This window comes from Enhydrobacter aerosaccus (assembly GCF_900167455.1).
Lineage (GTDB): Bacteria > Pseudomonadota > Alphaproteobacteria > Reyranellales > Reyranellaceae > Reyranella > Reyranella aerosaccus.
The window spans coordinates 1,011,463-1,037,741 of the sequence record NZ_FUWJ01000002.1; the positions used below are offsets into that span (position 1 = coordinate 1,011,463).

The window sequence follows — 26,279 nt, forward strand, 5'->3', positions numbered from 1 at the left end:
TTAGCCTCCAAATCCGATACGCAGGATGGCGACGATGGCGCTCAGGCCGAACAGCACGGCGATGAACTTCACCAGCACGATCAGCGTCAGACGCCAGGCGCCTTCGGTATAGTCCTCGACCACGACCTGCAGGCCGAGCTGGCCATGATGCATCCCGATGCCGATGGTCAGGATCAGCAGCACCATCACCAGGGGTGAGCCGATCCAGGCGCGCACCGTGGCGTAGTCGGCGCCGCTCAGCATCACCAGGGAAATGGCGAACCAGACGACGAGCGGGATCAGCGCGACGGCGGTCAGCCGCTGCGCCCACCAATGGCCAAGACCGTCCTTGGCCGAACCGAGGCCGCGGGCACGGGCGAGAGGAGTTCTGCGATCAACCATATCCGCCTCCCTCACACCAGCCGCAGGCCGACGATCCACGACACCACCGTGGCAACGAGTGCCACGATGACCACGGTCCAGCCGCTGCGATAGGCGTCCTTGAGCTCGAAGCCGTAGCCCGCATCCCAGAACAGGTGCCGGATGCCGTTGCAGAGATGGAAAAAGATGCTGAACAGCCAGCCACCCAGCACCAACCGGCCCACGATCGAGCTGTTGAAGCTCTGGAACACCGCATAGCCGCGCGGTCCGCTGGCGGCATAGATGACCCAGGTCGCCAGATAGAGGGCGCCCACCGCAAGGGCGATCCCTGTGGCGCGATGCAGGATCGAAAGCACCGAGGTGAGTTGCGGTCGATAGACCTGCAAATGGGGAGAGAGCGGCCGATTTGACGGCCGATTGGCAACGCTCATGGCGCGGAAACCTCTGTTACCCCTACAGACATGAAGGGGAGCGGGACTTTTTTAGCGCGCGTGTCTGTCAAGTCAATGAAACTCAGCCCTGCGCCACAGGTAACCCTCGGATTTTTCAGCGAAATTCGCGCGTCGAGCAGCCCTAGGCCGCCCGCCGCGGCAGCAGCAGCCAATAGTCCAGATCCAGGACCACTGCAGGATGGTACTTGCCGTCCGCTTCTTTGCCCGGCCAGGAGCCGCACGGGCAGTCCTTTGCCGCGTAGGTACGCACACGCAAGGCACCCAGATCAGCGCGACCGGGCAGCGGCGCCCGCTCCAGGACCTCGGACCAGGCGTAGATCGTGTCGCCGCCGAAGGTCGGCGCCACGTGGCTGCCGGCATTGACGGCCGCCACCCGGAAGCCGTTGGCGAGGCCGTTGAAGGACAGCGCGCGGGCCAACGAGATCACGTGGCCGCCATAGGCGAGTCTACGGCCGAAGCGGGTGCTCTTGCCGGCATGGGCATCGAAATGCACCCGTGCAGTGTTCTGATAGAGCCGCGTCGAGAACATGTGGTCCGAGTCCTCGAGCGTGATGCCGCTCACATGGTCGATGCGCTCGCCCGCCTCGTAATCTTCCCAGCGATAGGGCGAGCCCGCGGCGACATCGTCGTAGCCGGCCAGCGACAGGCCCGCCGGCACGATCAGATCCGCGGGCGCGACCGACGCCGCCGGCTTGGGCACGACCGGCGCCGAAACAACGGCGGCGGGATCGCGCTTGTGCACCATCACCCAGCGTATGTAGTCCAGCACCATCTCGCCACGCTGATTGATGCCGGTCGAGCGCACCCAGACCACGCCACTGGTGCGATTGGAGTTTTCACGCAGCCCCAGCACCGTCGAACTCACCGACAGCGTATCGCCCGGATAAACGGGCACACCCCAGCGAAATTCGGCGTAGCCGAGATTGGCGACGGCGTTCACCGAAATGTCGGGTACGGTCTTGCCGATCACGACATGAAACACCAGCAGGTCGTCGAGCGGCGCGCGCGGCAGGCCGACGGCGCGCGCGAATTCGTCGGACGAATTGATGGCGAAGCGCGACCCATAAAGTGCAACGTTCAGGGCCGCATCAGCCTCGGTCAGCGTACGCGGCGTCGCATGGCGGATTTCCTGGCCGACCTTGAAGTCCTCGAAGAAATTGCCGCCCTCGGTCTTGCTCTTGGTACTCATGCTGCCTGCAACTCCTTGATCGCGGCGGCGAGGGCGAGCGCGCGCTCGGCCTGCTCGACATGGAGATTCTCGATCATGCGTCCGTCGACAGTGACGACGCCCTTGCCCTCGGCCTGGGCGGCCTTGAACGCCGATACGATCTTGCTCGCGGTCTCCAGCTCGGCGGACGAGGGCGCAAAGACCTCGTTGCACGGATCGACCTGGCTGGGATGGATCAGCGTCTTGCCGTCGAAACCCATTTCCAGGCCCTGGCGACACACTTCCTTGAAGCCCTCGGCGTCCTGGATGTCGTTGTAGACGCCATCGAGGATGGTGAGCCCATAGGCACGCGCGGCCAGCATGCCGAGGCCGAGTGCGGTGATCATGGGCAGGCGCATCGGCGTGTGCCGGGCCCGCATGTCCTTGACGAGGTCGTTGGTACCCATGACGAAGAGCTGCAGCCGCTTGTGGGAGGCGGCGATCTCCTCGGCGCGCAGGATGCCCTTGGGCGTCTCCATCATGGCCCACACCGCCATCGAGGACGGCGCACCGGCAGCATCGAGCAGCGACACGACACTGGCCACGTCGGCCGCGCTTTCCACCTTGGGCACCAGAATGGCATCGGCCCCGGAGGCGGCGATCGCCGCTACGTCGTCCTTGCCCCAGGGTGTTGCGAGCCCGTTGCAGCGAATGGCAATCTCGCGCTTGCCGTAGGCTTTGCTCCTGGCAGCCGCGACGACGTTGGCGCGGGCGGCTTCCTTGGCATCGGGGGCGACGGCGTCCTCGAGATCGAAGATCAGGGCATCGGCCGGCAGGGTGCGCGCTTTTTCCAGCGCACGGGTATTTGCTCCCGGCATATAAAGCACGCTACGACGCGGACGAACGGTGCTGGACATATCAAACCCTCTCAAGGACGCCGCGGACTATAATGAGGGGTCTCGTTGTGGCAAGGTGGCATTGGCCATGCGCTTTCTCTCGCTTCAGAGCCATGTCGCCTACGGTTACGTCGGCAATCGGGCAGCAGCTTTCCCCCTCCAGCGATTGGGCCACGAGGTCTGGGCGGTGAACACCGTCGAATTTTCCAACCACACGGGATACGGCGCGTGGCGCGGCCGCGTGGCGCCGGCCGATCAGGTCGCCGACATCGTGCACGGCATAGAAGCGCTGGGGCAGCTTTCGCGCTGCGATGCATTGCTCACGGGTTACGTCGGTGATGCCGCGCTTGCGGACGTGATGATCGACACGGCGTACCGCGTCCGTAGCGCCAACCCCAAGGCGATCTGGTGCTGCGACCCCGTGCTGGGAGACATCGACACCGGCATTTATGTGAAGCCAGGCATCGACGTCTTCTTTCGTGAGCGTGCGATTCCCGCCGCCGACCTCATTACCCCCAACCACTTCGAACTCGAGCATCTGACCGGCGGCAAGGTTGCTACGATGGCCGACGCACTGCGGGCGGCACGCAGCCTGATGAAGGGGCCGCGCCTGGTCCTGATCACCAGCCTGCGCCGTGCCGATGCGCCGGCACACCAGATCGAGATGGTCGCGGTGACGGCCGACGCGGCCTGGCGCATCACGACGCCGCTGATCGGCTTCGACATCATGCCCAATGGCACGGGCGACATGGTCTCGGCCCTGTTCACAGCTCACTGGCTCGGCAGCGGCGACATTGCCCAGGCGCTCGGCAGCGCCGCCTCGTCGGTCTATGCCGTGCTCGAAGCGACGCAGGCAATGGGCGAACGAGAGCTGCAGATCGTCGCGGCGCAGGATCGCATGGTCGCGCCGCCGCGTCGGTTCATGGCGGAAAAGCTTTAGGCTGGCGATGAACGTGCCAGGCTTCGTGTTCAACCCGATCACGCTCGCCATAGAGGGAGCCGTGATCGGCTTCGTCATTGCCGTGCCGGTCGGGCCCGCAGCCGCACTCTGCATTCGCCGCGCGATTACCGTCAGCGCGTTGGCCGGCTTTCTCACTGGAGTCGGCGCCGCCCTGGGCGACGCTGTCTTCGGCGCCGTCGCCGCCTTCGGCCTCTCCTTCGTCGAGGAGTTCGTCGCCCGGCACGAGGCGTGGCTACGGGGAATTGGCGGCGTGGTGCTGGTGGTGATGGGCGTGACGACGATGCGTCATCGGCCTCGCACCGTAGGCGATCCGGTCGCCAACGACATCGAACACACGATCTCGACCCACTTCCACTATACGAGTTCGAGCTTCTTCATCACGGTCTTCAATCCACTGACCGTGATGGCATTTGGCGCCGCCTTCGCCGGTCGCAACCTCGCCGGTGTTGGCACCAGCCTTGCCGATGCCGGCCTGCTGGTGGCCGGCGTCTTTTGTGGCGCACTCGGCTGGTGGACCATCCTCTGCTCCGTGGCTGCCGCCCTGCGCGCGCAGTTCACGCGCACGGGCATGGTCTGGCTCAACCGCATCTCTGGCGCCATCATCCTCGCCTTCGGATTGGTGGCGCTGATATCGCTGCTGCCCTTGCCCTGGCGACATATCGGCAAGGCCCTGGGCGTTTGAGCTTCCTGTCCGCGTCTGAACGCCGTCGGTCTTAGGCCAGCGCGCAGGCCTGCTCGAACGAGAGCCGGGGGCTGCGATTGAACAGCTTTGTGTGGTCGCCGTAGCCGATGTTGCAGAGGAAGTTGGTCTTGAAGCGGCCGTCCGGAAAGAACGCCTCGTCGACCTTGGCATTGTCGAAGCCGCTCATGGCGCCGACATCGAAGCCCAGGGCACGGGCGGCGATCATCAGGTAGGCGCCCTGCAGCGAGCCGTTGCGGAAGGCCGTGGCGGCGCTGACCGCTTCCTTGCCTTCGCCGCTGAACCAGTACTTGGCGGTCTGGTCGTGGGGAAAGAGCTCCGGCAGATGCTCGTAGAACTGCGTGTCGTAGGCCACGATCGCGGTCACCGGTGCGGTCATGGTCTTTTCAGTGTTGCCGGCGCTCAGCGCGGGCTTCAGCTTCTCCTTCCCTTCCTTCGTACGCACGAACACGATGCGGGCGGGAGAGGAGTTGGCCGAGGTCGGCCCCCACTTCATGAGATCGTAGATGGCCTTCAATTGATCGTCGCTGACGGGCTTGTCGAGCCAGCCATTGTGCGTGCGAGCGCCACGGAAAAGCCTGTCGAGCGTCTTGTCATCAAGCATGGGAGTCCCCCTTACGTCCGGTGGAATAGGATCGCGCGGAACGTAAAGGAGCGTATTCGCGCGGTCGAGCCGACGCGTAGGTAAGCAAGTTACCTGCCAGAGGCCGGATTGCCGCCCCGCCAGAAGGACTCGTGCCGGACGCCGTCCGACCTCAGGAGCGCTCGGACGTCAGCAATGGCGCCTGCAGCTTCAGCAGCTCGATCTCGTTGTGGACGGCGGCAAATACCGAGTCCCACTCGCCGGGAGCTGTTTGCCGGAACAGCCGCACGGACGGATACCAGGGCGCGCGGCTGCCACCGAGGTGCCAGCGCCAATCGGACGGCGACGGCAACAGCACCCACGTCCTCAAACCCATCGCCGCCGCCAGATGCGCAATCGGCGCATCGATCGAAATCAGCAAGTCGAGTTGCGACAGGGCGCTTGCCGCTTCGGCGAAATCGAAGATGCCACGGCCGACATCATGGACAAGTCCGGCCGCCCCGAACTGCTTGATGTCCTTCTGGTGGGCGCCGCCCTGCAGACTGAAGATCAGCAATTCCGGATCGCCGGTGAAGGCGAGGAATTCCGCAAACGGCGCCGAACGCAGCCTGTCCTGGGGCCGGCTGCCGCTGGCGCCCCAGTAGATACCGATGCGCAGCTTGGCCTTGTCGAGGCGCCCCAGCCGGACGAGCTTGTCGGGAGGCGGAACCAGATACGGGCCGGACATGGCATCGAAATCCGGCTGACACAGATGCGGCAGTGAAACCAGCGACGCATGGAAATCAAATGGCGGCAGGGCTTCGCCCTCGATCACGACCTCGTCGATGAAATCGACTTCCTCCAACAGGCCCTTGAGCGGCGCCTGACAGAGGACGAGGACCGTAGCGCCGCGCCGCTTCAAGTCGCGGGCGAAACGAACGAACAGCAGCACATCCGTCAGACCCTGCTCGGCATAGAGCAGGAGCCGCTTGCCCTCGATCGGACCGCCTTCCCAAGCGGGTTGTACAAAATCGGGAGTGGGAACCTCGGGCAGGCGCTTGCGCGCCTCGTAAGCAGCGAAGCCCTCGCGCAACTGGCCGCGCATCAGAAGCGCGACGGCAAATTCGGTTCGGGCCCGCTTATGGTCGGGCGTGAGGGCGAGCGCGCGCGTGAAGCACCCCACCGCCTCGTCAATCCGACCGAGATCGCGCAGGCACAGGCCAAGATCGAAGAAGCCGTCGGCGTAGTTGCGGTTGAGCGCGATGGAGCGGAAGTGATGCTTGACCGCCTCGTCGGCGCGATTGGCCGCGCGCAGGGCATTGCCGAGATTGGAATGCAGCGCCGCATTGTCGGGATCTTCCGCCAACGACAGGCGGTGATGCGACACGGCCGCCTCGAGCTTGCCCGCCTGTCGTAAGGCCATGCCGAGACTATTGTGCAGTTCGGCATGGTACGGCCGCTGCGTCAGCAGCTTGAAATAGGACGAGATCGCTTCATCGAGCCGGCCGGCGCGAAACGCCTGACCGGCCAGCCGCAACTGCTGGAGAAACGTATCGACGGCGGCACCGAACAAAGGGGTCGGCGCTGCCGAGATCCGGGATTCGGACCTCAGCGGATGAATGGTCGACAGATCGGTCACGGTATCGCCCAGTCGGAAGCCTTATTCTTCCAACATTACATCAGTCGATACTCTTAAGCATCTGATATTTAAGGCGAAATTTGGGCGTAGGCCTAGTGGAGAAGGATGCTTGCCCCCTACTAGATGTAGCCCTTGATCAGTTCCTCGGCGATCTGGATAGCGTTGAGCGCCGCGCCCTTGCGCAGATTGTCGCTGACGCACCAGAGCGACAGACCATGCTCCACGGTCGGATCGACTCGCACGCGGCTGACGAACACCGCATCCTGTCCAGTCACCTCCTTGGGAGTCACATAGCCGCCCGGTTCGCGACGATCGACGACAAGAATGCCGGGCGCAGCGGCAAGCAGACGGCGCGCCTCGTCTTCTTCGAGCGGCTGCTCCAGCTCGATGGTCACGGCCTCGGCGTGACCGATGAATGTCGGCACGCGCACACAGGTCGCATGCACCTTGATCTTGGGATCAAGAATCTTCTTGGTCTCGACCACCATCTTCCATTCTTCCTTGGTCGAGCCGTCTTCCATGAAAACGTCAATCTGCGGGATGACATTGAAGGCGATGTTCTTGGCGAACTTCTTCGGTTCGAGATCCTGGTTGACGAAAAAGCTCTTCGTCTGGTTCAGCAGCTCGTCCATCGCCTCCTTGCCGGCGCCCGAGGTAGATTGATAGGTCGCTACCACGACACGCTTGATGGTCGCCGCGTCATGCAGCGGCTTCAGTGCCACCACCATCTGGATCGTGGAACAGTTGGGATTGGCGATGATGCCACGGCGCTTGTAGCCCGCGATCGCCTCGCGATTCACTTCGGGCACGACGAGCGGCACGTCGGGATCCATGCGCCAGTACGACGTATTGTCGATCACGACCGCACCGGCCTTCGCCGCCCGCGGGCTGTGCTCGGCCGAGACCCTGGCGCCAGGAGAGGACAGCGCGATATCGATGCCCTTGAAGTCGAACTTGGCGAGATCCTGGACTTTCAGCACAGCGTTCTCACCGAACGATACTGACTGGCCGGTGGAGCGCGACGAGGCAAGCGCCACGACCTCATCGGCCGGAAAATTCCGCTCGGCCAGGATCTGCAACATTTCGCGCCCGACATTGCCGGTCGCGCCGATGACGGCGACTCTGTAGCCCATGACTTCACTGCGCTAGCCGCGCGCACTCCCAGGATTCGAGGAAGCGAAGGAGATAGGCTGAGAGGTCGCGCTTGGCAAGGAAGCGCCCGCAGATCGGGCCAATTCGCGCCCGTGCGGCATCGACCAGAACCGCGCAACTTCGGTCGTGCTTCTCCGTGCGATTTGCCGTTGCACGTCGCGGACCGGAACGACTGCATGACGTGCTCTTGACGGCGACCAGAAGCCCGCGCCCTAAATCGGGCAAGCATCTCCGAGGATCGACAATGACCGAGTCTCCCCTGCCGCTGGCAGGTCTGCGCGTACTGGATATCAGCTCGTTCATCGCGGCGCCGGCAGCGGCGGTCGTGCTGGGCGACTGGGGCGCCGATGTCATCAAGATCGAAGGACCCGACGGCGATCCCAATCGCACGATCATGAACGACTCGGCCAACTACCCCAAAGGCAAGGTCAACTATCCCTGGCAGATGGATTCGCGCAACAAGCGTTCCATCGTGCTCGACCTCAAGAAGCCCGAGGCACGCAGCGCGCTCGACAGGCTGATCGCGGGCGCGGACGTGCTCATCTGCAATTTCCCGCCACTCGTCCGCGAGAAACTGCGGCTCGGCTACGACGCCGTGAAGGCCGTCAATCCACGGCTGATCTATGCCTCGTTGACCGGCTATGGCGAGAGCGGGCCGGATCGCGACCGACCGGGCTTCGATGCCACCGCATACTTCGCCCGATCGGGGCTGCTCGACGCCCAGCGCTACGAAGGTGGACCGCCTGGCGTGCCGGGCCCGGCGCAAGGCGATCGTGCCACGGCGATGGCGCTGGTTTCGGCGATCCTGATGGCGCTGATCCATCGCATGAAGACCGGCGAGGGCTCCTGGGTCGGCACATCATTGTTGGGCAATGGCCTCTGGTCCTGTGGCGTCATCGCCCAGGCCGCACTCGTGGGCGCCTTTCTTCCTCATCGACCGCCACCGGAAAGACCGCGCTCGGCTCTCGGCAACATCTATCGGACCGCCGACGATCGCTGGCTGCAGCTGACCATCGTGCGCGAGGACAAGTTGTGGGCACCGCTTTGCACGGCTCTCGAACGCAAGGAGCTGATCGACGATCCGCGCTTCGCGGCGGTCGAGGAGCGGCGCAACAATTCCGCGGCCCTGGCCACGATCCTGCGCGATACGTTTGCCAAACGCGACTACGCCCATTGGATGAAGGCGCTGGCGGCCCACGAAATCACCTTCGGCGTCATCAGCCGTCCCCAGGACGTACCCGACGACGTGCAAGCGGTCGCCTGTGGCGCCGTGGTCGAAACGGCGATTCCGGATATGCCGCGCACGCTCAGCAACCCGATCCGGCTTGGCTTCGCGGAACAGCGACTCGCGCACCCGGCGCCGGCCCTTGGCCAGAACACTGACGAAATCCTGCGCGAGGCCGGCCTGTCGGCCAGCGAAATCAGCACCCTGCGCGATAGCGGAGCGGTCCGGTGACAGAGGAGTTGCCGCTGGCCGGTCTGCGGGTGCTGGATATCAGCTCTTTCATCGCCGCGCCGGCGGCAGCGGTGGCATTGGCGGATTTCGGCGCCGACGTGATCAAGGTAGAGCCGCCGGGCGAAGGCGATCCGCATCGTCACAACTACAAGAGCCCGAACTATCCGCGAGCGCCGAAGCAGGTGAACTTCCCGTGGCAGCTCGACGGCCGGCTCAAGCGCTCGCTGGCGCTCGACCTCAAGAACGAGCAGGCGCGACCGGTTCTCGAGCGATTGATCGCCCGGGCCGACGTCATGATCGTGAACTTCCCGCCGCCGGCGCGCGAGCGACTCAAGCTGCGCTGGGAAGATGTCGAGCCCACCAACCCACGACTCGTCTATTGCTCGCTGACCGGCTACGGCGAGACCGGACCCGATCGCGATCGGCCGGGTTTCGACATCACGGCCTATTTCGGCCGCTCGGGCATCCTCGATGCGGCTCGATACGAGGGCGGTCCGCCGGGCCTGTCGTTGCCGGCACAGGGCGATCGCGCCACGGCGATGACGCTGGTCGCCGCGATCCTGCTGGGCCTCCGTCAGCGCGACCGCACTGGCAAAGGCTGCTGGGTCGGCACCTCACTCTATGCCAATGGCGTCTGGGCCAACGGTACCTCGGCGGCCGGTGCCCTGGTCGGCGCGACGCTGCCGCCTCGCCTGCCGCCCGACAAGCCGCGTAACGCCCTCACCAATCTCTACCGCACCAAGGACGATCGCTGGCTGCAGCTCTTGATGGTGCGCGATGACCGGCTGTGGGCGCCCTTCTGCCAGCTCGTCGGCCGCGACGATCTGCTGGCCGACCCGCGCTTCGCAGATCGCGAGGAGCGCAAGACCCGAGCAGCGGAACTATTCCAGGAACTCGCCCCGCTGTTCGCGTCGAAGACTTATGCCGAATGGGAGCAGTTGCTTTCCAGCACCGGCATCCCATTCGGCGTGATCGGCCGGCTGAGCGATGTGATCGACGACCCGCAGGCGGAGCATGCCGGCATTTTCGCCGACACGGCCAATCCCGAGGTACCGCGCACCGTCAACAACCCCATCCGGCTGGGTTTCGCCAAGCCGCGCCTGTCGGGACTGCCACCCGACGTCGGCCAGCACAATGAAGAGGTGCTGCGCGAACTTGCCTACAGCGAGGCAGACATCGCGGCGCTGAAAAGGGCAGGCGCGCTGGGATAACCGGCCGGGAAGGGCTAAAATTCCGGCATGCCTTCGAACTTCCGAACGTATGGCGAGTTCTGGCCCTTCTATCTGCGCGAGCATGCCCGGCCGGCCACCCGCGCGGTCCATTATGCAGGGACGATCTCTTCCACCGTCTTCCTGATCGCCGTCCTCGTGACCGGCCGATGGGGGTGGCTGCTGGCCGTCCCGTTTTTGGGCTATGGCCCGGCCTGGATTGGCCATTTCTTCATCGAAAAGAACAGGCCGGCCACATTCAAGGCGCCATTCTGGTCCCTGATCAGCGATTACCGCATGTGCGGCCTGTTCCTGAGCGGGCGGCTGGGGCATGAATTGGTGAGATATCAGGTTCGACCCTGACCGCGGCCTCCGGACCGCCCCTTGCGTCCTCGGGGGGCGGAGGCCACATTGCGGGCAACAATTTTTCCCGCTCGATATGCTCCAAGGGGATCCATGGAAACGATGCTGAAAGGCGCCGCGCCGCAGGCTGCGCCCGCCGACCTCATCAAGGACAGCGACCAGACGAAGTTCGCCAAGGACGTGCTCGAAGCCTCGCGCACGGTTCCGGTGATCGTCGACTTCTGGGCACCCTGGTGTGGGCCCTGCAAGCAGCTGCAGCCGGCCATCGAGAAGGTGGTCAAGGAAGCCAAGGGGGCGGTGAAGCTCGTCAAGATCAATATCGACCAGAACCAGATGCTGGCCCAACAGCTCCGCATCCAGTCGATCCCGGCGGTCTACGCCTTCTTCGGCGGCCGGCCCGTGGACGGCTTCATGGGCGCAGTGCCGGAGAGCCAGGTTCGGCAATTCGTCGATCGCCTGATCCAGGCGGCAGGCGGAGTGCCGGGCGAAGGTGGCGGCAACGAGATCGCCGAGTTGCTCGAGCACGCGAAGGCCGCGGTGGCCCAGAACGACTTCGATCTTGCCGCACGGATCTACAGCGAAATCCTCGGCGCCGATCCGACCAACGTCACGGCGCTCGCCGGCATGGCGCGCTACCAGGTACAGATCGGCGATATCGAGCAGGCCAAGGAGTTGCTGGGCCAGATTCCGGCGAAGGACCGTACCGGCGCTGACGTCGTCGCCGTGCAGGCCGCCATCGACCTCGCCGAGAAGGCCAAGGAAGCCGGCCCGATCGCCGAACTGAAGGCCAAGGCCGCCGCCGATCCCAAGGACTTCCAGGCCCGCCTCGACCTGGCGATGGCCTACTGGGCCGCCAGCCAGAAGCAGGAAGCGATCGACGAACTGCTCGCCATGATCAAGCTCGATCGCAACTGGAACGAAGGAGCGGCGCGCCAGCAGCTCCTGAAGTTCTTCGAGGCTTTGGGTTTCAGTGATCCGCTGGCTGTCGACGGCCGCAAGCGCCTTTCGACGATCCTGTTCGCGTAAGATGGCCGCGGCCGGCATGCCATGACCGACCGACCGCCAAGCAACAACCCTGCGCGCAGCCCGTTCGAGCCGAATTTCGAGCAGCTGCCAGAGGCCTTGCCGATCTTTCCCCTGTCGGGCGTGCTGTTGCTGCCCGGCGGCAAGCTGCCGCTCAATGTCTTCGAGCCGCGCTACCTCGCCATGATCTTCGACTCCCTGGCGGGACATCGCATGATCGGCATGGTCCAACCGGTCCAACCCGGCGGCTACGCTGGCGATGGACTCCCGACGGGAGATGGTGGGCCACCGAAGGTACAGCGCATTGGCTGCGCCGGGCGCATTTCGAGCTTCAACGAGACCGAGGACGGTCGCCTGCTGCTGGCCCTTTCGGGCGTGTGCCGGTTCGAGATCGGGCGCGAGCTCGACCTGGCGCCGGGCGGCTATCGACGCGTGATGTCGATCTTCGCGCCTTTCCGCGGCGATCTGGATCATGCCGACGAACTGGTCGATCTCGACCGCGAACGATTGATGGCGGCGCTGGCGGCGTATTTCCGTAGCCGCAACCTCTCGACCGACTGGGAGGCGGTGAAGCAGGCGGCGGACCGCAATCTCATAACCTCGCTGTCCATGGTGCTGCCGTTCGGTCCGGCGGAGAAGCAGGCCCTGCTCGAGGCCGCCGATACGACCGCGCGGGCCAAGCTTCTGATCGCCCTCCTCGAGATGGCGTCGTTTGGCCAGCCGCCGGAGACAACGCCGCAGCGCGCCAACTGACCGCATGCTATAAGACAGACCCATGACGGCTGATGACACTGCCGCGCCACGTCGTGCCGGCATCGACCCCAAGCTGCTCGAGATCCTCGTATGCCCGGCGACGCACGGGCCGTTGGAATATGATGCCGAGGCCGGCGAGCTGATCAGCCGCAAGGCAGGTCTCGCCTATCCGATTCGCGACGGCATTCCGATCATGCTCGTCAGCGAAGCGCGGCCGCTGAAGGATGGCCCGTGACCAGCGGCGACTTCCCCAAATCGGTGCCGGATGGCGGCTCCTACGAAAGCAGTGCGGCGCCCTGGCCCATGGAGTTGCGCGTCTTCAAGAACGAGGGCCGGCTGGAGATCGATTTCTCCGACGGCAAGCATTACGTGCTGCCAGCCGAATATCTGCGCGTCGAAAGTCCGTCCGCCGAGGTCCAGGGCCATGGCGGCCCTGCGACGAAGAAAATCGTCGCCGGTCGACGGCACGTGAAGATCGTGGAAGTCGAGCCGGTCGGCAACTACGCCATCCGCATCGTCTTCGACGACAAGCACGATACCGGCATCTACAGCTGGGCTTACCTGCACAAGCTTGGCGACACGCAGGCCGAGCGCTGGTCGGCTTATATGGCGGCACTCCTCCATCGGGGCCTGAGCCGGGATCCCTAACCGCGATGCCCTCGGCCCGGCCCCGTGTTCCCCACGATATCGTCGCCGATCCGGCGCGGAATCCGTGTCGGCATTCTGATCCAACAGCGATAGCTCGAGCTCTCTCATGAAAATCATCATCGCAGGCGCCGGTATCGGCGGATTGACAGCGGCCCTATGCCTGCATCGGGCAGGCTTCGAGGTAGACGTGTTCGAGGCCGTGACCGAACTCAAGCCGCTTGGCGTCGGTATCAACGTGCAGGCGGGCGCGGTCCGCGTGCTTTCCGGTCTCGGGCTCGAGCCGGCACTGGCCGCGACCGGGATCGAGACGCGCGAGCTGCGTTACGCCAATCGTCACGGCCAGACGATCTGGGCCGATCCGCGTGGCCGTCATGCCGGCCTTCCCTGGCCGCAATTCTCGATCCATCGCGGCGAGATGCAGATGGTGCTGCTCGATGCGGCACAGCGCGAGCTCGGCGCTGAACGCATCAAGTTCGGGCGCCGCATCCAGAGCTTCGAGCAGCGCGGCAACAAGGTCTTCGCGCGCTTCGTCGATCGCGACGGCAAAACCGTCGAGCAGGCGGAGGCCGATCTGCTGATCGGTGCAGACGGCATCCATTCGGCCGTGCGTGCGCACTTCTTCCCCAACGAAGGCCCGCCCAAGTGGCAAGGCATTCTGATGTGGCGCGGCGTCACCGTGGGAAAGCCCTATCTCGGCGGCAACACCATGGTGCAGGCTGGGCACCACACGCAGAAATTCGTCTGCTACCCGATCAGCCGCAAGCATGCCGATCGCGGCGAGTCACTGATCAACTGGATTTGCGATCGTTACATCGGCGACAAGGCCATGCTGCCGCGTGAGGACTGGAACCGGCCCGGCCGGATCGAGGACATCCTGCCGTACTTCAAGGATTGGAAGTTCGAATGGCTCGATGTTCCCGAAGTCATCAAGGCGGCCCGTGCCATCTACGAATTCCCGATGGTCGATCGTGATCCGCTGCCGCGCTGGAGCCATGGCCGCATCACGCTGCTGGGCGATGCCGCGCATCCCATGTATCCGATCGGTTCCAATGGCGCCTCGCAGGCGATCATCGATGGCGATGTGCTCACGCAGGAGCTCCTGGTCGGTGACGATCCGGAGCTGGCGCTGAAGCGATACGAGGAGCGCCGCCTGCCGCCCATGGCACGCATCGTCGAAAGCAATCGCCGCAAGGGCATCGACGTCATGCTCGATATCGTCGAGCAACGCGCGCCCCAGGGCTTCACCAACCTCGAGACGGTGCTGCCGGCAGACGAGCTCGAGAGGATTGTCGGCGACTACAAGAAGCTGGTGTCCCAGGATCGGGAGACGCTGCTCGGACTCGCGGCGGCGCAGGCGCAGCGGAGTCCGCAATAAAAAACCGGCCCCTCCTCGGGACCGGCCGTGGTAGCGGTTTAGACCGACCATCACATCGCCGGCCGCCACCGGGGAGAACTATGGCAGCATTCGATGACGGGAATATGGCAGTGATGAAAAAGTCCCGTTCCGTCATCCTGCAGCCGACAGTTCCCGCTTCGCGGTGCACCACAGGGATTAGATGAGCCTCGGTCGCGCCATCACCACCGTCGGCGGCTATACGCTGCTCAGCCGCATCGTGGGTTTCGTGCGCGACATCGTCCTGTCGGCGGTGCTCGGCTCCGGCCCCGTCGCCGACGCCTTCATCATCGCTTTCAAGTTGCCGAACTTCTTCCGCCGCCTTTTCGCCGAGGGCGCCTTCTCGGCCGCGTTCGTGCCGCTATTCGCGCGCGAGCTGGAAGGCAACGGCCGTGCGGCCGCCGTCGCCTTCGCGCGCCAGGCGCATGCCGGGCTGCTGCTTATCCTGGTGCCCTTCTCGCTGCTGCTGATCGTCGGCATGCCGCTCGCGGTGTCGCTGCTGGCGCCTGGCCTGCCGGACAGCTCGACGACCTTCGAGCTCGCGGTCCGCTTCGGGCGCATTGCCTTCCCGTACCTTATCTTCATCTCGCTGGCCTCGCTTTATGGCGGCGTGCTGAACGGTATCGACCGCTTTGCCGAGGTCGCGGTGACGCCCGTGCTGCTCAACATTGCCCTGATCGGCGCGGTGCTGGGCCTCACGCCGTTCCTGCCGAACGCTGGCTACGCCGCCTCCATTGGCGTGGCCATTGCGGGACTGGCGCAATGGCTGTGGCTGCTGATCTCCTGCAGCCGTGACGGCGTCGGCATGAAGCTGGTGTGGCCGCGCTATACGGAGCGCGTGGCGCGCCTGGTCAAGCTCGCGACGCCGGTGGCGATCGGCGGCGGCGTGCAGCAGATCAGCACCATGCTCGACGTTGTCTGGGCGTCGCTGTTGCCGGCGGGGTCGATCTCGGCGCTTTACTACGCGGATCGGCTCGCCCAGTTGCCGCTGGGCGTGGTCGGTATCGCCGTCGGCACGGCGCTGTTGCCGCTGCTGGCACGACAGCTGCGAGCCGGACAAGTCGACGCGGCAATGGCCAATCAGAATCGCGCCATCGAGTTCGGCCTGCTGTTCAGCCTTCCCTCCACGGCCGCGCTGTGGCTCCTGGCCGATCCGATGATCCGCGTCCTGTTCGAGCATGGCCAGTTCGGCCCTGCAGACACCGGCCGCGCCTCGGGCGCGCTGGCCGCCTTCGCGCTCGGCCTGCCAGCTTTCGTCCTGGTGAAGGCGCTGACCCCCGGCTTCTTCGCGCGCGAGGATACGCGCACGCCGCTCTATATCGCGATCGTGTCGATCACCGTGAACATGGCTTTGAACGCTGTCTTCCTCTATGGCACGCCGCTCGCCCAGGTCGGCATCGCGCTCGCCACCTCGATCTCGGGCTGGCTGAACACCGTGATGCTAGGCGCGGTGCTGATGCGTCGCGGCCAGCTCAAGCCCGATGCGCGCCTGATCTCACGAGCGCTGCGCACCGCGATCGCCACCATCGGCATGGGCGCCGTGCTCGTCGCCTGCCTGGCCGTCCTGCATTCACCGCTGTCGCACCCCAATCTGTTGGGCGTGGCCGCCCTGGCGGCGGTGTGTGCGATCGGCGGATTGGCCTATGGCTTGCTGGCGATGGCGCTCGGCGTGCTGAACCTCGCCGATCTTCGCTTCATGCTGCGCCGTCAGACCCCGCCCGCCGCGGAAGACGCGCCGGCCGAGCCCTGACGTTCACACCAGGCGACCGAGGCGCACCACGGTCACGCCCGGCCGCAACGGCCGATTGGACGACGGCATCACCAGAACGCAATTGTCGTACGGCGTCGTCACCGGCTCGTCGTCGTCGTGACCCAGGATCGTGCCGGCCTTGGCAATGATCTCCTGGCCCTCGAAACGGCGGGCGGAGGCGAAGTTGCCGCGCTTGGTGGCAATCGCATGGGTCACCTCGACGACACGCTGCTGCGCCGGCGATGGCTGCTTCCAGTCACCCGGCAGATCGGCTGGCTCGACGGCTCCCGTTTCGAGGAGGAACCGCGCCGTCACGTCCTTGGCGACAGTCACCGAGGAGGCGCGCCAATGCTGGCCGGTCTCGATCAGGAGCGCGTTCTTCGGACTGCCGGGATCGCCGAAGGCACCATAGTCGCGCATGCGCATGCCGGCGGCATGCCCGGCGTCGCGGATGATGTCGACCGGTGCGCCGACCTTCCTGGCCAGCGCCACCCCCTTGTCGAGCGGCCCGGCGAGCATCAAGGGCACGCCGTCGTCGTGCATCGAATGGAGATCGAGCAGGAAGTCGGCCCGCTCGACGAAGGGGCGGACCACCTGGGCCCGGCGGGTCTCGACCGTCGTCGCCGGCTGGTCGAGCCGGCCCCAGGTGCGATTGAAATCCTCGTCGATCATGCGCGACTTGAAGGGCGTGCGTGGATCGAAGCTGTGATAGGCCTCGATGTTGTTGAAGGAGAGGATGAGCGTGCCGCGACGCGGCCGCAGCCCACGTTCCAGCAGCGCGTCGACCACCACTGCTCCGGACACCTCGTTGCCATGCGTCAGCGCCGCCACCATGACGGTGGGACCGGCCATCCCGCTCTCGAAGACGTGGATATAGGGCGCCGCGCCCTTCTCCCATTTACGCAGGTCGGGAAAGGCAAACTCGATCGGAGGATTACGTTCGGACATCGCTTCGGACCATCTGGAAGGTTGCGCCGTTCCTTCGCATGCTCCCTTATGCCGGACAAGGAGTAGCTAATGTCGCGCAGCCGGTACCGCTGGTTCATCGTCTTCCTGCTGTTCGCGATCACCGTCGTCAACTACATCGACCGGGCTGCCCTGTCCTACGCCATCCCGCTGATCGAACGCGATCTCGGCCTGTCGCCAGCGGACAGCGGCGCGATCCTGGGCGCCTTCGGCCTGGGTTATGCCATCACCACGCTGATCGGCGGTTTCGCCGTCGACCGCTATGGCGCGCGCGCCGTGCTCACGGTGGCGGCCCTGCTGTGGAGCCTGTCGATCGGGATGACGGCGCTCGCGACGGGTCTCGTCGTCCTTTATGCCGCCCGGGTCCTGCTGGGCGTCTCGGAAGGGCCGAACTTTCCCGCCTTGACCGGCGCCGTCAGCCACTGGCTGTCGCCCCACGAGCGGGCGACGGCATTGGGCAACGCCCTGCTGGCCGTACCGCTGGCACTGGCCATCGGCGCGCCACTGGTAACCCAGCTCCTGGCCTGGCTCGACTGGCGCGGCACGTTTGCGGTGCTGTTCGTTCTATCGGCAGCCTGGGTCCCGCTATGGTTCTTCTTCTTCCGCGACGATCCGGCAGATTCGCGCTACGTCGATTCTACGGAACTGGCCCATATTCGCTCCGGCGATGCCACCGACGGGGCGCGGTCACATATGGTGCTCAAGTCCTGGCCGGGACGGGATGGGCTCAAGGCGCTGCTCACCAACAGGACCCTGCTCGCCAACACCTGGGCCTTCTTCGTGTTCGGCTATTTCCTGTTCTTCTTCATGACGTGGCTGCCGAGTTATCTGGCGCGCAAATACGGTCTGAACCTGGCCGCCGTCGGCCTGTTCTCGGTGCTGCCGTGGCTGGCCGCCGCCTTGCTGCTGTGGCTGATGGGCCGCTGGTCTGACCGTCTTGCCAAGAGCACCGGGCGGCTGCGGATCGCACGCTCGTGGCTGATCGCCGGCAGCCAGTTCGTCGCGGCACTGGCGGTGGTGCCGGTGATCCTGACCAGCGATCTCACCATCGCAATCGTCTCCATTACGGTGGCGGTAGCAGCGTCGATGGGCGCCAATGCAGCCTACTATGCGGTGAATGTCGACATCGCCCCGCAGCGCGCGGCGACAGCTCTCGGCATCATGGACTTCGCCTTTGCGATCGCCGGGTTCCTGGCGCCGGCCGTCACCGGATGGATGCTGAATGTCGGCGGCTCGTTCGCCGATGTCTTTCTCCTGATGACCGTGCTCGCGCTGTCCTCGGTGATGGTCGTGCTGCTTTTCCATCATCCCGATCGGGACCGCGAGACTGCCTGACGATCAGCCATCGCGGTACCAGTTGGCGAGATCCCACGTGTTGTTGTCCCAGCCGCTGATCTCGGCCTGCAGGCCGTTGGCCGCCGCCACGACCTGCGGCCGCGCGACCAGCGGAATGACGACGATGTTGTTGACCGCCAGCTCGTTCAGCTTGATCAGCAGCGCCGCGCGCTTGATGGGATCGAGTTCGACCTGCGCCGCCTTGTGCGTGTCGTCGTATTCCTGGTTCTGCCAGCGCGTGATGTTGCGGCCCTGCCACTTGTTCTCCTTGGTGGCTGCCTCCCACGAACAGAACTGGCGCAGGAAGACCTCGGGGTCAGGCGCGTTCATGCCGTTGTTGTATTCCTGCAAGTCGGCATAGAAGTGCGGATAGGTGTCGGGATTAGCGACGTCCGACGAGAAGAACACCGATGACGTGACCGCCTTCAGCTCGAGATCGATGCCGGCCTTCTGGCAGGCCTGCTTGATGATCGCCTGGGTCTTCTGGCGCGGCTGGTTGATCGAGGTCTGGAACAGGAACTTCAGCCGCTTGCCGTCCTTGGCGCGGATGCCGTCGCTGCCGCGCGCCCAGCCGGCCTTGTCGAGAAGCTCGTTGGCCTTGTCGACATTGAACTCGTAGCGCGTCGTCTTGGAGCGGAAGCGCTCGGGATTGTTGATGAAATTCGCGGTCGCGAGGCCCGTGCGGCCATAGATGTATTTCTGGACCGAGTCCTTGTCGACCAGCAACGCCACCGCCTGGCGCACTGCGGGATCGGACAGCGTCGGATGCTTGGTCTTGAGGCTCGAGCGCTCACCGTCGACCTCGGTCCAGGGGTCGGTGCTGTTGAGCTGGATATGCTCGATCGATCCGCCCGGCACGATGATGATCCGGCCCTTGCCGCCTTTCTCCAGCCGCTGCAGCACCTCGTCCTCGACCTGCATGTTCCAGGCGAAGTGATACTCGCCGGTCTGCAGGACCGCCCTTGCGGCCGAGACGGCGTCGCCGCCGCCCTTCATCTCGATCGCGTCGAAATGCGGCCGGTTGGGCTCGTGGTAGTGGGGATTGATCACGCCGCTGACCAGATCGCCGGGCTTGAAGTCCTTGAACATGTAAGGGCCGGTGCCGACCGGCTTGAGATTGGTCGGCGCCTCGCGTGACTTCTCGCCGGCATAGTCGCCGAACAGGTGTTTGGGGATGATGCAACCGGCCCAACCGACGAAGGCATCGGCCCAGAACGGCGTCGGCCGCGGGAAGCTCACCTTGACGGTATAGGCATCGACCTTCTCGACCGTGACGTCGGCGTAAGAACCGCTCGATGTCGCGGCCGTGGCCGGATTGCGCGCGAACTCCCACGTGAAGACGACATCGTCGGCGGTGAAGGGCTTGCCGTCGTGCCACGTGACGCCCTGCTTCAGCTTCCAGACGACCGACTTACCGTCGGCCGCCACCGAGCCGTCCTCGCGACTGGGGATGGCGGCGGCGAGCTTGGGTCGCAGATTGCCCTCTGGATCCCAGGCAGCCAGCGGCTCATAGAACAGGCGTGATCCGTCCTGGTCCTTGGTACCGACGGCGAAATGCGGGTTGAGCAGGGTCGGGCCCTGCCACCACAGCACCTTCAGGAGCCCGCCGCCGCCACGCTTCGTGGGCTTGTAGGTCGATTTCGCCTGCGCCATGGCCACACCGGCATGCGCCAGGAGCTGCGTCGCCAGCGGTGCCGTCAATCCCGCGGCGACGAGCCGTTGCACGAAGCCGCGGCGCGACAGGCGGCCCGCTTTCACCCGATCGACCAGACCTCGCAGTTTCCGCTCATCCATCGCCTGCTCCTCCGCGCTACCGCGCCGCCTGCCCCCACGATGCCGCTTGCCCAGCAAAAGCCGTGCAACAAGGAATGGAAACAGGGGCCGTCGGCACCGTCAATGCAGCACGCCTCCGGCAGCAAAGGTTTCTCCGGAAGGCCCGTGCCACGCTACGATGCGGTCGGTCCGGTCCGCGCCCGAAAGGACCTTTGCCGCAAAACGACAGGAGGTTCCGATGCCCCAACTCAAGGCCGTCGAGTCGGTCGACATCCAGGTGCTGGTCGACAATGTCACCGACTCGCTCTCCTCCGTTCCCTCCTTCGTGGAGACCGAGCTGGCCGGGCTGGGACGCCGGCGCGGGGCGGCGTGGGTGCTGGGCGGCACGTGCCTGTGCTGCGCCGCGCACGGACTTTCCTGTCTCCTGACCATCCGCAGCGGCGACAGGAGCCATACCGTGCTGTTCGATACCGGGCCGGAGGACCGCGTGTTCGAGCAGAACGTGTCGCGCCTCGGCGTCAATCTCGCGCCCCTGGAGGCGATGGTGCTGAGCCACGGCCACTGGGATCATGCCGGCGCCATGCTGCGGGCGCTGCAGATCGCGCGCGACCGCAACGGCGGCCGCGACATCCCCTGCTACATGCATCCCGACATGTTCAGGAGCCGCGCCGCCAAGATCGCGGCCGACACGTTCCGGCCGATGGAGGACATTCCCTCGATCGCCGATCTCGAGGCTCAGGGAGGGCGCGTCGTCGCCTCGCGCGAGCCGCAGTCGATCGCCGGCGACACTGTGTTCGTGAGCGGCGAGATCCCGCGCGTCAGCGGTTTCGAAATCGGCCTGCCCGGCCAGCACCGCCGCACCGAGGACGGCAAGGGCTGGGAACCGGACGAGCTGCTGATGGACGAACGCTTCATCGCCGTGAACGTGCGCGGCAAAGGCCTTGTCGTGCTGACCGCCTGCAGCCATGCCGGCGTGATCAATGTGCTGACCCAGGCCCGCAACAGCTTTCCCGGCGTGAAGCTGCACGCCGTGCTGGGCGGCCTGCATCTCAGCGGCATCAACGAGCGCGTCATCCCGCAGACGGTGAAGGCGCTGGATGGCTTTAACCTCGATGTGATCGCCGCCGGCCATTGCACCGGCTGGCGCGCCATGTCCGCCCTTGCCAACGCGTTTGGCGATGGCAAGCTCGCGCCCCTCGCGGTTGGCAAGCGGCTTCGCTTCTAGAGCACAGCGTCGCCGCGGACACATCGATCGCCTGGCAGGGTGCCGGGCAAACGGGGAGCAGATGAACACCGACCATGTGACAGCGCGCACGCCGCTGTCCCAATACATCGCCGACGGCAAGGCCCATCCGCTGCCCAAGGTCCTGGGGCCCATCAGCATCACCTTCATGGGGATCGGCGCCATCATCGGCGCCGGCATCTTCGTGCTCACCGGCACAGCCGCCGCGCTCTATGCCGGTCCCGCCGTCATCGTCTCGTTCGTGCTGGCGGCGATCGCCTGCGGCTTCGTCGGACTCTGCTATACCGAACTCGCCACGCTGATCCCGATCTCCGGCAGCACCTACACCTATACCTATATCAGCCTCGGCCGCTTCGCCGGCTGGCTGATCGGCTGGACCCTGATCCTGGAATATTCCATCGGCGCCGCCACGGTGTCGGTGGGATGGTCCGGCTATTTCAGCCGCACGCTCGCCACGCTCGGGCTCGGCATCCCGCCGCGCCTGGCCGCGCCGACCGGTCAGCTCGTGACGCTATCCGACGGCACCACGGCAACAGCCTTGCTCAATCTGCCCGCGGTCGCCATCGTCGCCGTGCTGACCTTCCTGCTGGTGCGCGGCACGAGCGAGTCGTCGCGCGTCAACAATCTCATGGTGACGCTGAAGCTCGCGGTTGTTCTGGCCTTCGTCCTGCTCGGCGCACCGCATGTCGATCCTGCGAACTGGCGCCCCTTCGTGCCGCCCAACGAGGGCACGTTCGGCCAATTCGGCTGGAGCGGCGTGCTGCACGGCGCCTCGGTCGTGTTCTTTTCCTATATCGGCTTCGACGCCGTCTCGAACTGCACGCAGGAAGCCAAGCGACCGCAGCGCGACATGCCGATCGGCATCCTGGGCTCGCTGGCGGTTTCCACCGTGCTCTACATCGCCGTCGCCGCGGTGCTGGTCGGGCTGGTGCCCTATCAGAAGCTCGATGTGGCGGCGCCGATCGCGCTCGGCGTAGCGAAAATCGGGCTGCCCTGGCTGCAACTCTTCGTCGATGCCGGCGCGCTGATCGGCATCACGACCGCGATCCTGGTGCTTCTTTACGGCCAGAGCCGCATCTTCGCCCGCATGGCCCACGACAGACTGCTCCCCCCGGTGCTGGCGCAGGTCCATCCACGGCTGCAGACACCCTGGATCAGCCAGATCCTGATCGGCGTGGCGGTGGCCGCGGTCGCGGGTTTCATTCCCATCGAGCTTCTGAGCGAACTGGTCGGCGTCGGTACCCTGTTCGCCTTCATCCTGGTCAGCTTCGCCGTGATCCGCCTGCGTACGCTGGAACCGACGGCCAAGCGGCCGTTCCGTGTGCCCGCGGTGCCATGGGTGCCACTGCTCGGCGTGCTCTGCTGCCTCGTCCTGATGGCCGGCCTGTCGCCACTGACCTGGGCCTGGCTCGCCTCGTGGATCGCGATCGGGCTGGTCGTCTACTTCACCTATTCGCGACGGCGTGCGCCGACGCCGAAACACCGCCGATCAAGGTCGATGGGGTGAACGAGGTCGACGGCAATCCACCGCCACCTTGATTCCTTTCCCGTCCTGAGCGATACCCGCCCGCCCTCGCCTTCCACCGGCGGGGTGCGCGGAGGTCCACACCCCGCGCTCCTGAAACAGCAAGCGGAGTCCACATCCATGCCTAACGTTTCCACCGAAGCCGTCGCGCCCAATCCGCATCTGGCGCAATACGAGGCAAAGGGCCTCAAGGGCCGCATCCTCTCGGGCGTTCAGCCCACCGGCAACCTGCATCTCGGCAACTATCTCGGCGCGATCCGCAACTTCGCGCGCCTCCAGAACGACTACGAGTGCCTCTACTGCGTGGTCGACATGCATGCCATCACCGTGTGGCAGGATCCGAAGGCGCTGGCCGCGCAGACGCGCGAAATCGCCGCCGCCTTCCTGGCCGCCGGCGTCGACGGCGACAAGCATGCCGTCTTCAACCAGTCGATGGTGCCCGAGCACGCCCAGCTCGCCTGGATCTTCAATTGCGTCGCCCGGCTCGGCTGGATGAACCGCATGACCCAGTTCAAGGAGAAGGCCGGCAAGGACCGCGAGAACGTCTCGCTTGGCCTTTATGCCTATCCGGCGCTGATGGCGGCCGACATCCTGATCTACAAGGCCACCCACGTGCCGGTCGGCGAGGATCAGAAGCAGCACCTCGAGCTGACGCGCGACATCGCCATCAAGTTCAACAACGACTTCGGCGTGCCGGATTTCTTCCCGATCACCGAGCCGCTGATTTTCGGTGCCGCCACCCGCGTGATGAGCCTGCGCGACGGCACCAAGAAAATGAGCAAGTCCGACCCGTCGGATTACTCGCGCATCAATCTCACCGACGACGCCGACGCGATCGCCCAGAAGATCCGCCGCGCCAAGACCGATCCGCATCCCATGCCGGAGACGGCGTCGGACGCGGAGAAGCGGCCCGATGCCGACAACTTGCTCGGCATCTACGCGGCGCTGGCCGACATGGAGAAGGATGCCGTGATCTTCGAGTTCGCCGGCAAGCAGTTCTCGGAGTTCAAGTCGGCGCTGACCGACCTCGCGGTCACCAAGCTCGGCCCGGTGGGCGCGGAGATGCAGCGGCTGATGAAGGATCCGGGTCACGTCGACCGCGTCCTGCATGCCGGCGCGGAGAAGGCGCGGGCCATCGCCGCGCCGATCCTGGCCGACGTCTACAGGACCGTGGGCTTCCTGAACCCGTAGGGGCTTCGCGCGCGATCCAGGCGGCTCGCGCGCCGTTCGCCCGGCCACACGGTCTCCGCAGCCGGCTCGTGGCGGTGTCCGGCGGGAGGGTTACGATCCCGTCGGGAAGATCTGCGCGACGTGGAACGCCTTCGACGTCACGAGCCATTTGCCGTCGACGCGGTGATAGGTGAGGTGATCGAGGAAGCCGATCTGGCCGATCCTCACGCGCACCTTGGCGGACGCCAGGTCGGGCAAAGTGTGTTCGATGCTCAGGATTTCCTGGTCGCGCGGGGATTTCAGGGATGCCGGCGACGGCCGGTTGCGCATCACGTCCCGAAACTCGGACGCCGACCAGGCGGTGAGCTTTCCCTCCCGCAGGCCGTGGATCAAGGACGCCTCATGGAAGACATCGGGGAACCGGCTGTCGTCCGCCTCGTACATGAGGTCGAAATAGCCGTTGATCGCGGTGGCGATGGTTTGGATCTCGTTCATTCAAGTCTCCATTACGGGGAGCGCCCGGAGCGCTAAACTCATCCGGCCGAATCGGCGTCTTCGGGCTTGGCAACAGTGGTCCATGCAATGGCGGCGAACCATCGCTCGCGCGTCATCCTTTGGATGACTGAGAGGCATCACGGATGGATGGAATAGACGGTCGACTGGTTGAGGGTCTGGTCGTGCTCGCCGCGATTGCCGAGGCGCGCAGCTTCGGCAGGGCCGCCGAGCGGCTGGGCATGACGCAGTCGGGTGTCAGCAAGGCGATCGCGAAGCTCGAGGACCGCCTCAACGCCCGGCTGGTCCATCGCACCAGCCGCGCCGTCGATCTCACCGACGAGGGCCGCGCCCTCTGCGAGCGGGTCGCCGAGCATTTGGCCGGGATCGGCGAAGCGGCCGCGGAGACCTCGAAGGCGCGGAATGCGGTCCGAGGCAGGCTGCGGGTCAATGTCGATCCGCTGTTCTCCCGCATGATCCTGTCGCCGAACCTGAGCGCCTTCCTCATGCAGAACCCAGCGATGGAGCTCCGCATCGAAACCCGGGATCGCATCGCCGATCTCGTCAGCGACGGCTTCGACCTGGCGGTGCGGTTCGGGGAGCCGACGCCATCGGCACTCATCCATCGCCGCATACTGAACGCCCGCATCCTGACGGTTGCGGCGCCGGCCTATATCGAGCGCCACGGCGCACCGACCCATCCGCAAGATCTGGAAAGCGGCAGCCACGAATGCATCCACGCCATCGATCCGTCGACCGGACGTCCTTTCGACTGGGAATTCTGGCGCGGGAACGAACGGATCTCGGTGACCGTCAGCGGGCGGCTGACCGTAACCGACTCGGGCACCAAGCTCGGGGCCTGCCTGGCCGGGTTCGGGATCGCGCAGGCGATCGATCTCGGGCTCGAAACGCACTTGCGGAGCGGAGCGCTCGTCAACCTGTTCCCCGACTGGTCCGACGAGCGGTTTCCGCTCTACGTCTATTACGCGTCGCGCAACCACGTCCCCGCCAAGGTGAGGACATTCATCGATTTCATCACGGACGTACTCGACGCCCAGCGCCGGCCTTCGATGACAGGCCCTCGATGACAGGCAAGGCCGCTCCATAAAGCAAAGGCCCCGCCGGCTTGCGCCACGGGGCCTCCTTCTCCTGCCACGCCCGCCGGTACATCCGCGGCTGGACGCTCAAGGAGATCGCTGGCTTGAACCAGCGGGAAATTCACGACGGCGCAACCGCTTTAGCAAGGGACGCCGTGGTTCCGGCATTTCCGCCGGTGTGCTCCGGCCGTCGGGACGACGACCGGCGCAGAACT

General features: G+C 65.3%; 26 protein-coding genes. 16 read left to right on the forward strand and 10 right to left on the reverse strand.

What is annotated here, in order from left to right; genetic code table 11:
* From sdhD to B5D62_RS14130, 4 genes are all read right to left on the reverse strand, one after another.
* Positions 1-381: a succinate dehydrogenase, hydrophobic membrane anchor protein gene (gene sdhD, locus B5D62_RS14115; RefSeq protein WP_085934479.1), complete on the reverse strand. Its 381-nt coding sequence runs from the start codon at positions 379-381 to the stop codon at positions 1-3.
* A gap of 11 nt (positions 382-392) precedes the next feature.
* On the reverse strand, positions 393-791 hold the full coding sequence (gene sdhC, locus B5D62_RS14120) for a succinate dehydrogenase, cytochrome b556 subunit (protein ID WP_085934480.1): 399 nt from the start codon (positions 789-791) through the stop codon (positions 393-395).
* A 142-nt stretch (positions 792-933) separates the two neighbouring features.
* Positions 934-2,001, reverse strand: coding sequence for a MaoC family dehydratase (locus B5D62_RS14125; protein WP_085934481.1), 1,068 nt, complete (start codon positions 1,999-2,001; stop codon positions 934-936).
* Entirely contained in the window at positions 1,998-2,876 is an 879-nt protein-coding gene (locus tag B5D62_RS14130; RefSeq protein ID WP_085934482.1) for an HpcH/HpaI aldolase/citrate lyase family protein, read from the reverse strand. The genes B5D62_RS14125 and B5D62_RS14130 overlap by 4 nt, the downstream gene beginning before the upstream one ends.
* Positions 2,877-2,943: 67 nt before the next feature.
* On the opposite strand from B5D62_RS14130, the gene pdxY reads away from it, so the two are divergent.
* Complete coding sequence (gene pdxY / locus B5D62_RS14135) at positions 2,944-3,795, forward strand: pyridoxal kinase PdxY (protein ID WP_085934483.1); 852 nt, start codon at positions 2,944-2,946, stop codon at positions 3,793-3,795.
* Between the two features lie 7 nt (positions 3,796-3,802).
* Complete coding sequence (locus tag B5D62_RS14140; RefSeq protein WP_170920935.1) at positions 3,803-4,498, forward strand: LysE family translocator; 696 nt, start codon at positions 3,803-3,805, stop codon at positions 4,496-4,498.
* A 31-nt stretch (positions 4,499-4,529) separates the two neighbouring features.
* On the opposite strand, the gene B5D62_RS14145 is transcribed toward B5D62_RS14140, so the two are convergent.
* The 3 genes from B5D62_RS14145 to B5D62_RS14155 form a co-directional block, all read right to left on the reverse strand.
* Positions 4,530-5,120 (reverse strand): malonic semialdehyde reductase, encoded by a 591-nt coding sequence (locus B5D62_RS14145; RefSeq protein ID WP_085934485.1) that lies wholly within the window; start codon positions 5,118-5,120, stop codon positions 4,530-4,532.
* A gap of 151 nt (positions 5,121-5,271) precedes the next feature.
* Positions 5,272-6,717, reverse strand: coding sequence for a tetratricopeptide repeat protein (locus B5D62_RS14150; RefSeq protein WP_085934486.1), 1,446 nt, complete (start codon positions 6,715-6,717; stop codon positions 5,272-5,274).
* Positions 6,718-6,836: 119 nt separating this feature from the next.
* The gene (locus B5D62_RS14155) at positions 6,837-7,850 is read right to left on the reverse strand and encodes an aspartate-semialdehyde dehydrogenase (RefSeq protein WP_085934487.1); all 1,014 of its coding nucleotides are present in this window, start codon (positions 7,848-7,850) and stop codon (positions 6,837-6,839) included.
* A 263-nt stretch (positions 7,851-8,113) separates the two neighbouring features.
* Between B5D62_RS14155 and B5D62_RS14160 the strand changes: the two genes are divergently transcribed.
* The 9 genes from B5D62_RS14160 to murJ all read left to right on the forward strand — a co-directional run bounded on the left by B5D62_RS14160 (position 8,114) and on the right by murJ (position 16,463).
* On the forward strand, positions 8,114-9,325 hold the full coding sequence (locus B5D62_RS14160) for a CaiB/BaiF CoA transferase family protein (protein ID WP_085934488.1): 1,212 nt from the start codon (positions 8,114-8,116) through the stop codon (positions 9,323-9,325).
* Positions 9,322-10,536 (forward strand): CaiB/BaiF CoA transferase family protein, encoded by a 1,215-nt coding sequence (locus B5D62_RS14165; protein ID WP_085934489.1) that lies wholly within the window; start codon positions 9,322-9,324, stop codon positions 10,534-10,536. Before B5D62_RS14160 ends, B5D62_RS14165 begins: the two co-directional genes overlap by 4 nt.
* 27 nt (positions 10,537-10,563) lie before the next feature.
* Positions 10,564-10,896 (forward strand): Mpo1-like protein, encoded by a 333-nt coding sequence (locus tag B5D62_RS14170; protein ID WP_085934490.1) that lies wholly within the window; start codon positions 10,564-10,566, stop codon positions 10,894-10,896.
* Between the two features lie 93 nt (positions 10,897-10,989).
* Complete coding sequence (locus B5D62_RS14175) at positions 10,990-11,922, forward strand: thioredoxin family protein (RefSeq protein ID WP_085934491.1); 933 nt, start codon at positions 10,990-10,992, stop codon at positions 11,920-11,922.
* A gap of 21 nt (positions 11,923-11,943) precedes the next feature.
* Positions 11,944-12,672, forward strand: a complete 729-nt coding sequence (locus B5D62_RS14180; protein ID WP_085934492.1) for an LON peptidase substrate-binding domain-containing protein — start codon at positions 11,944-11,946, stop codon at positions 12,670-12,672.
* A gap of 22 nt (positions 12,673-12,694) precedes the next feature.
* Positions 12,695-12,907 (forward strand): Trm112 family protein, encoded by a 213-nt coding sequence (locus B5D62_RS14185; protein WP_085934493.1) that lies wholly within the window; start codon positions 12,695-12,697, stop codon positions 12,905-12,907.
* Positions 12,904-13,320 carry a gamma-butyrobetaine hydroxylase family protein gene (locus tag B5D62_RS14190; protein WP_231714805.1) on the forward strand — a complete coding sequence of 139 codons (417 nt, stop codon included), beginning with the start codon at positions 12,904-12,906 and terminating at the stop codon, positions 13,318-13,320. Before B5D62_RS14185 ends, B5D62_RS14190 begins: the two co-directional genes overlap by 4 nt.
* A 106-nt stretch (positions 13,321-13,426) precedes the next feature.
* Positions 13,427-14,695: a flavin-dependent oxidoreductase gene (locus B5D62_RS14195; protein WP_085934494.1), complete on the forward strand. Its 1,269-nt coding sequence runs from the start codon at positions 13,427-13,429 to the stop codon at positions 14,693-14,695.
* Between the two features lie 181 nt (positions 14,696-14,876).
* On the forward strand, positions 14,877-16,463 hold the full coding sequence (murJ, locus tag B5D62_RS14200; RefSeq protein ID WP_085934495.1) for a murein biosynthesis integral membrane protein MurJ: 1,587 nt from the start codon (positions 14,877-14,879) through the stop codon (positions 16,461-16,463).
* 3 nt (positions 16,464-16,466) lie between these two features.
* Here murJ and B5D62_RS14205 read toward each other — a convergent pair whose 3' ends face one another.
* Complete coding sequence (locus B5D62_RS14205; protein ID WP_085934496.1) at positions 16,467-17,411, reverse strand: M14 family metallopeptidase; 945 nt, start codon at positions 17,409-17,411, stop codon at positions 16,467-16,469.
* A 69-nt stretch (positions 17,412-17,480) separates the two neighbouring features.
* Here B5D62_RS14205 and B5D62_RS14210 point away from each other — a divergent pair, with 69 nt between their 5' ends.
* Positions 17,481-18,764, forward strand: coding sequence for an MFS transporter (locus tag B5D62_RS14210; protein ID WP_085934497.1), 1,284 nt, complete (start codon positions 17,481-17,483; stop codon positions 18,762-18,764).
* Positions 18,765-18,767: 3 nt separating this feature from the next.
* Here the strand turns inward: B5D62_RS14210 and B5D62_RS14215 are convergent, their stop codons facing one another.
* Positions 18,768-20,558 (reverse strand): peptide ABC transporter substrate-binding protein, encoded by a 1,791-nt coding sequence (locus B5D62_RS14215; protein WP_085934498.1) that lies wholly within the window; start codon positions 20,556-20,558, stop codon positions 18,768-18,770.
* A gap of 217 nt (positions 20,559-20,775) precedes the next feature.
* Here B5D62_RS14215 and B5D62_RS14220 point away from each other — a divergent pair, with 217 nt between their 5' ends.
* The 3 genes from B5D62_RS14220 (at position 20,776) to trpS (ending at position 24,496) form a co-directional block, all read left to right on the forward strand.
* Positions 20,776-21,762, forward strand: a complete 987-nt coding sequence (locus B5D62_RS14220; RefSeq protein ID WP_085934499.1) for an MBL fold metallo-hydrolase — start codon at positions 20,776-20,778, stop codon at positions 21,760-21,762.
* A 61-nt stretch (positions 21,763-21,823) separates the two neighbouring features.
* Complete coding sequence (locus B5D62_RS14225) at positions 21,824-23,287, forward strand: amino acid permease (protein WP_085934500.1); 1,464 nt, start codon at positions 21,824-21,826, stop codon at positions 23,285-23,287.
* Positions 23,288-23,425: 138 nt separating this feature from the next.
* On the forward strand, positions 23,426-24,496 hold the full coding sequence (trpS, locus tag B5D62_RS14230) for a tryptophan--tRNA ligase (RefSeq protein WP_085934501.1): 1,071 nt from the start codon (positions 23,426-23,428) through the stop codon (positions 24,494-24,496).
* Positions 24,497-24,586: 90 nt separating this feature from the next.
* Here the strand turns inward: trpS and B5D62_RS14235 are convergent, their stop codons facing one another.
* Positions 24,587-24,970 (reverse strand): nuclear transport factor 2 family protein, encoded by a 384-nt coding sequence (locus B5D62_RS14235; protein WP_085934502.1) that lies wholly within the window; start codon positions 24,968-24,970, stop codon positions 24,587-24,589.
* A 143-nt stretch (positions 24,971-25,113) separates the two neighbouring features.
* On the opposite strand from B5D62_RS14235, the gene B5D62_RS14240 reads away from it, so the two are divergent.
* Positions 25,114-26,055 carry a LysR family transcriptional regulator gene (locus B5D62_RS14240; RefSeq protein WP_085934503.1) on the forward strand — a complete coding sequence of 314 codons (942 nt, stop codon included), beginning with the start codon at positions 25,114-25,116 and terminating at the stop codon, positions 26,053-26,055.
* Positions 26,056-26,279: the final 224 nt, after the last annotated feature.

Excerpts from the sequence above, each read along its gene's own strand:
- sdhD (WP_085934479.1), bottom strand. The coding sequence starts at position 381 with ATGGTTGATCGCAGAACTCCTCTCGCCCGTGCCCGCGGCCTCGGTTCG.
- sdhC (WP_085934480.1), bottom strand. The coding sequence starts at position 791 with ATGAGCGTTGCCAATCGGCCGTCAAATCGGCCGCTCTCTCCCCATTTG.
- B5D62_RS14125 (WP_085934481.1), bottom strand. The coding sequence starts at position 2,001 with ATGAGTACCAAGAGCAAGACCGAGGGCGGCAATTTCTTCGAGGACTTC.
- B5D62_RS14130 (WP_085934482.1), bottom strand. The coding sequence starts at position 2,876 with ATGTCCAGCACCGTTCGTCCGCGTCGTAGCGTGCTTTATATGCCGGGA.
- pdxY (WP_085934483.1), top strand. The coding sequence starts at position 2,944 with ATGCGCTTTCTCTCGCTTCAGAGCCATGTCGCCTACGGTTACGTCGGC.
- B5D62_RS14140 (WP_170920935.1), top strand. The coding sequence starts at position 3,803 with ATGAACGTGCCAGGCTTCGTGTTCAACCCGATCACGCTCGCCATAGAG.
- B5D62_RS14145 (WP_085934485.1), bottom strand. The coding sequence starts at position 5,120 with ATGCTTGATGACAAGACGCTCGACAGGCTTTTCCGTGGCGCTCGCACG.
- B5D62_RS14155 (WP_085934487.1), bottom strand. The coding sequence starts at position 7,850 with ATGGGCTACAGAGTCGCCGTCATCGGCGCGACCGGCAATGTCGGGCGC.
- B5D62_RS14160 (WP_085934488.1), top strand. The coding sequence starts at position 8,114 with ATGACCGAGTCTCCCCTGCCGCTGGCAGGTCTGCGCGTACTGGATATC.
- B5D62_RS14170 (WP_085934490.1), top strand. The coding sequence starts at position 10,564 with ATGCCTTCGAACTTCCGAACGTATGGCGAGTTCTGGCCCTTCTATCTG.
- B5D62_RS14175 (WP_085934491.1), top strand. The coding sequence starts at position 10,990 with ATGGAAACGATGCTGAAAGGCGCCGCGCCGCAGGCTGCGCCCGCCGAC.
- B5D62_RS14180 (WP_085934492.1), top strand. The coding sequence starts at position 11,944 with ATGACCGACCGACCGCCAAGCAACAACCCTGCGCGCAGCCCGTTCGAG.
- B5D62_RS14185 (WP_085934493.1), top strand. The coding sequence starts at position 12,695 with ATGACGGCTGATGACACTGCCGCGCCACGTCGTGCCGGCATCGACCCC.
- B5D62_RS14195 (WP_085934494.1), top strand. The coding sequence starts at position 13,427 with ATGAAAATCATCATCGCAGGCGCCGGTATCGGCGGATTGACAGCGGCC.
- murJ (WP_085934495.1), top strand. The coding sequence starts at position 14,877 with ATGAGCCTCGGTCGCGCCATCACCACCGTCGGCGGCTATACGCTGCTC.
- B5D62_RS14205 (WP_085934496.1), bottom strand. The coding sequence starts at position 17,411 with ATGTCCGAACGTAATCCTCCGATCGAGTTTGCCTTTCCCGACCTGCGT.
- B5D62_RS14210 (WP_085934497.1), top strand. The coding sequence starts at position 17,481 with ATGTCGCGCAGCCGGTACCGCTGGTTCATCGTCTTCCTGCTGTTCGCG.
- B5D62_RS14215 (WP_085934498.1), bottom strand. The coding sequence starts at position 20,558 with ATGGATGAGCGGAAACTGCGAGGTCTGGTCGATCGGGTGAAAGCGGGC.
- B5D62_RS14220 (WP_085934499.1), top strand. The coding sequence starts at position 20,776 with ATGCCCCAACTCAAGGCCGTCGAGTCGGTCGACATCCAGGTGCTGGTC.
- B5D62_RS14225 (WP_085934500.1), top strand. The coding sequence starts at position 21,824 with ATGAACACCGACCATGTGACAGCGCGCACGCCGCTGTCCCAATACATC.
- trpS (WP_085934501.1), top strand. The coding sequence starts at position 23,426 with ATGCCTAACGTTTCCACCGAAGCCGTCGCGCCCAATCCGCATCTGGCG.
- B5D62_RS14235 (WP_085934502.1), bottom strand. The coding sequence starts at position 24,970 with ATGAACGAGATCCAAACCATCGCCACCGCGATCAACGGCTATTTCGAC.
- B5D62_RS14240 (WP_085934503.1), top strand. The coding sequence starts at position 25,114 with ATGGATGGAATAGACGGTCGACTGGTTGAGGGTCTGGTCGTGCTCGCC.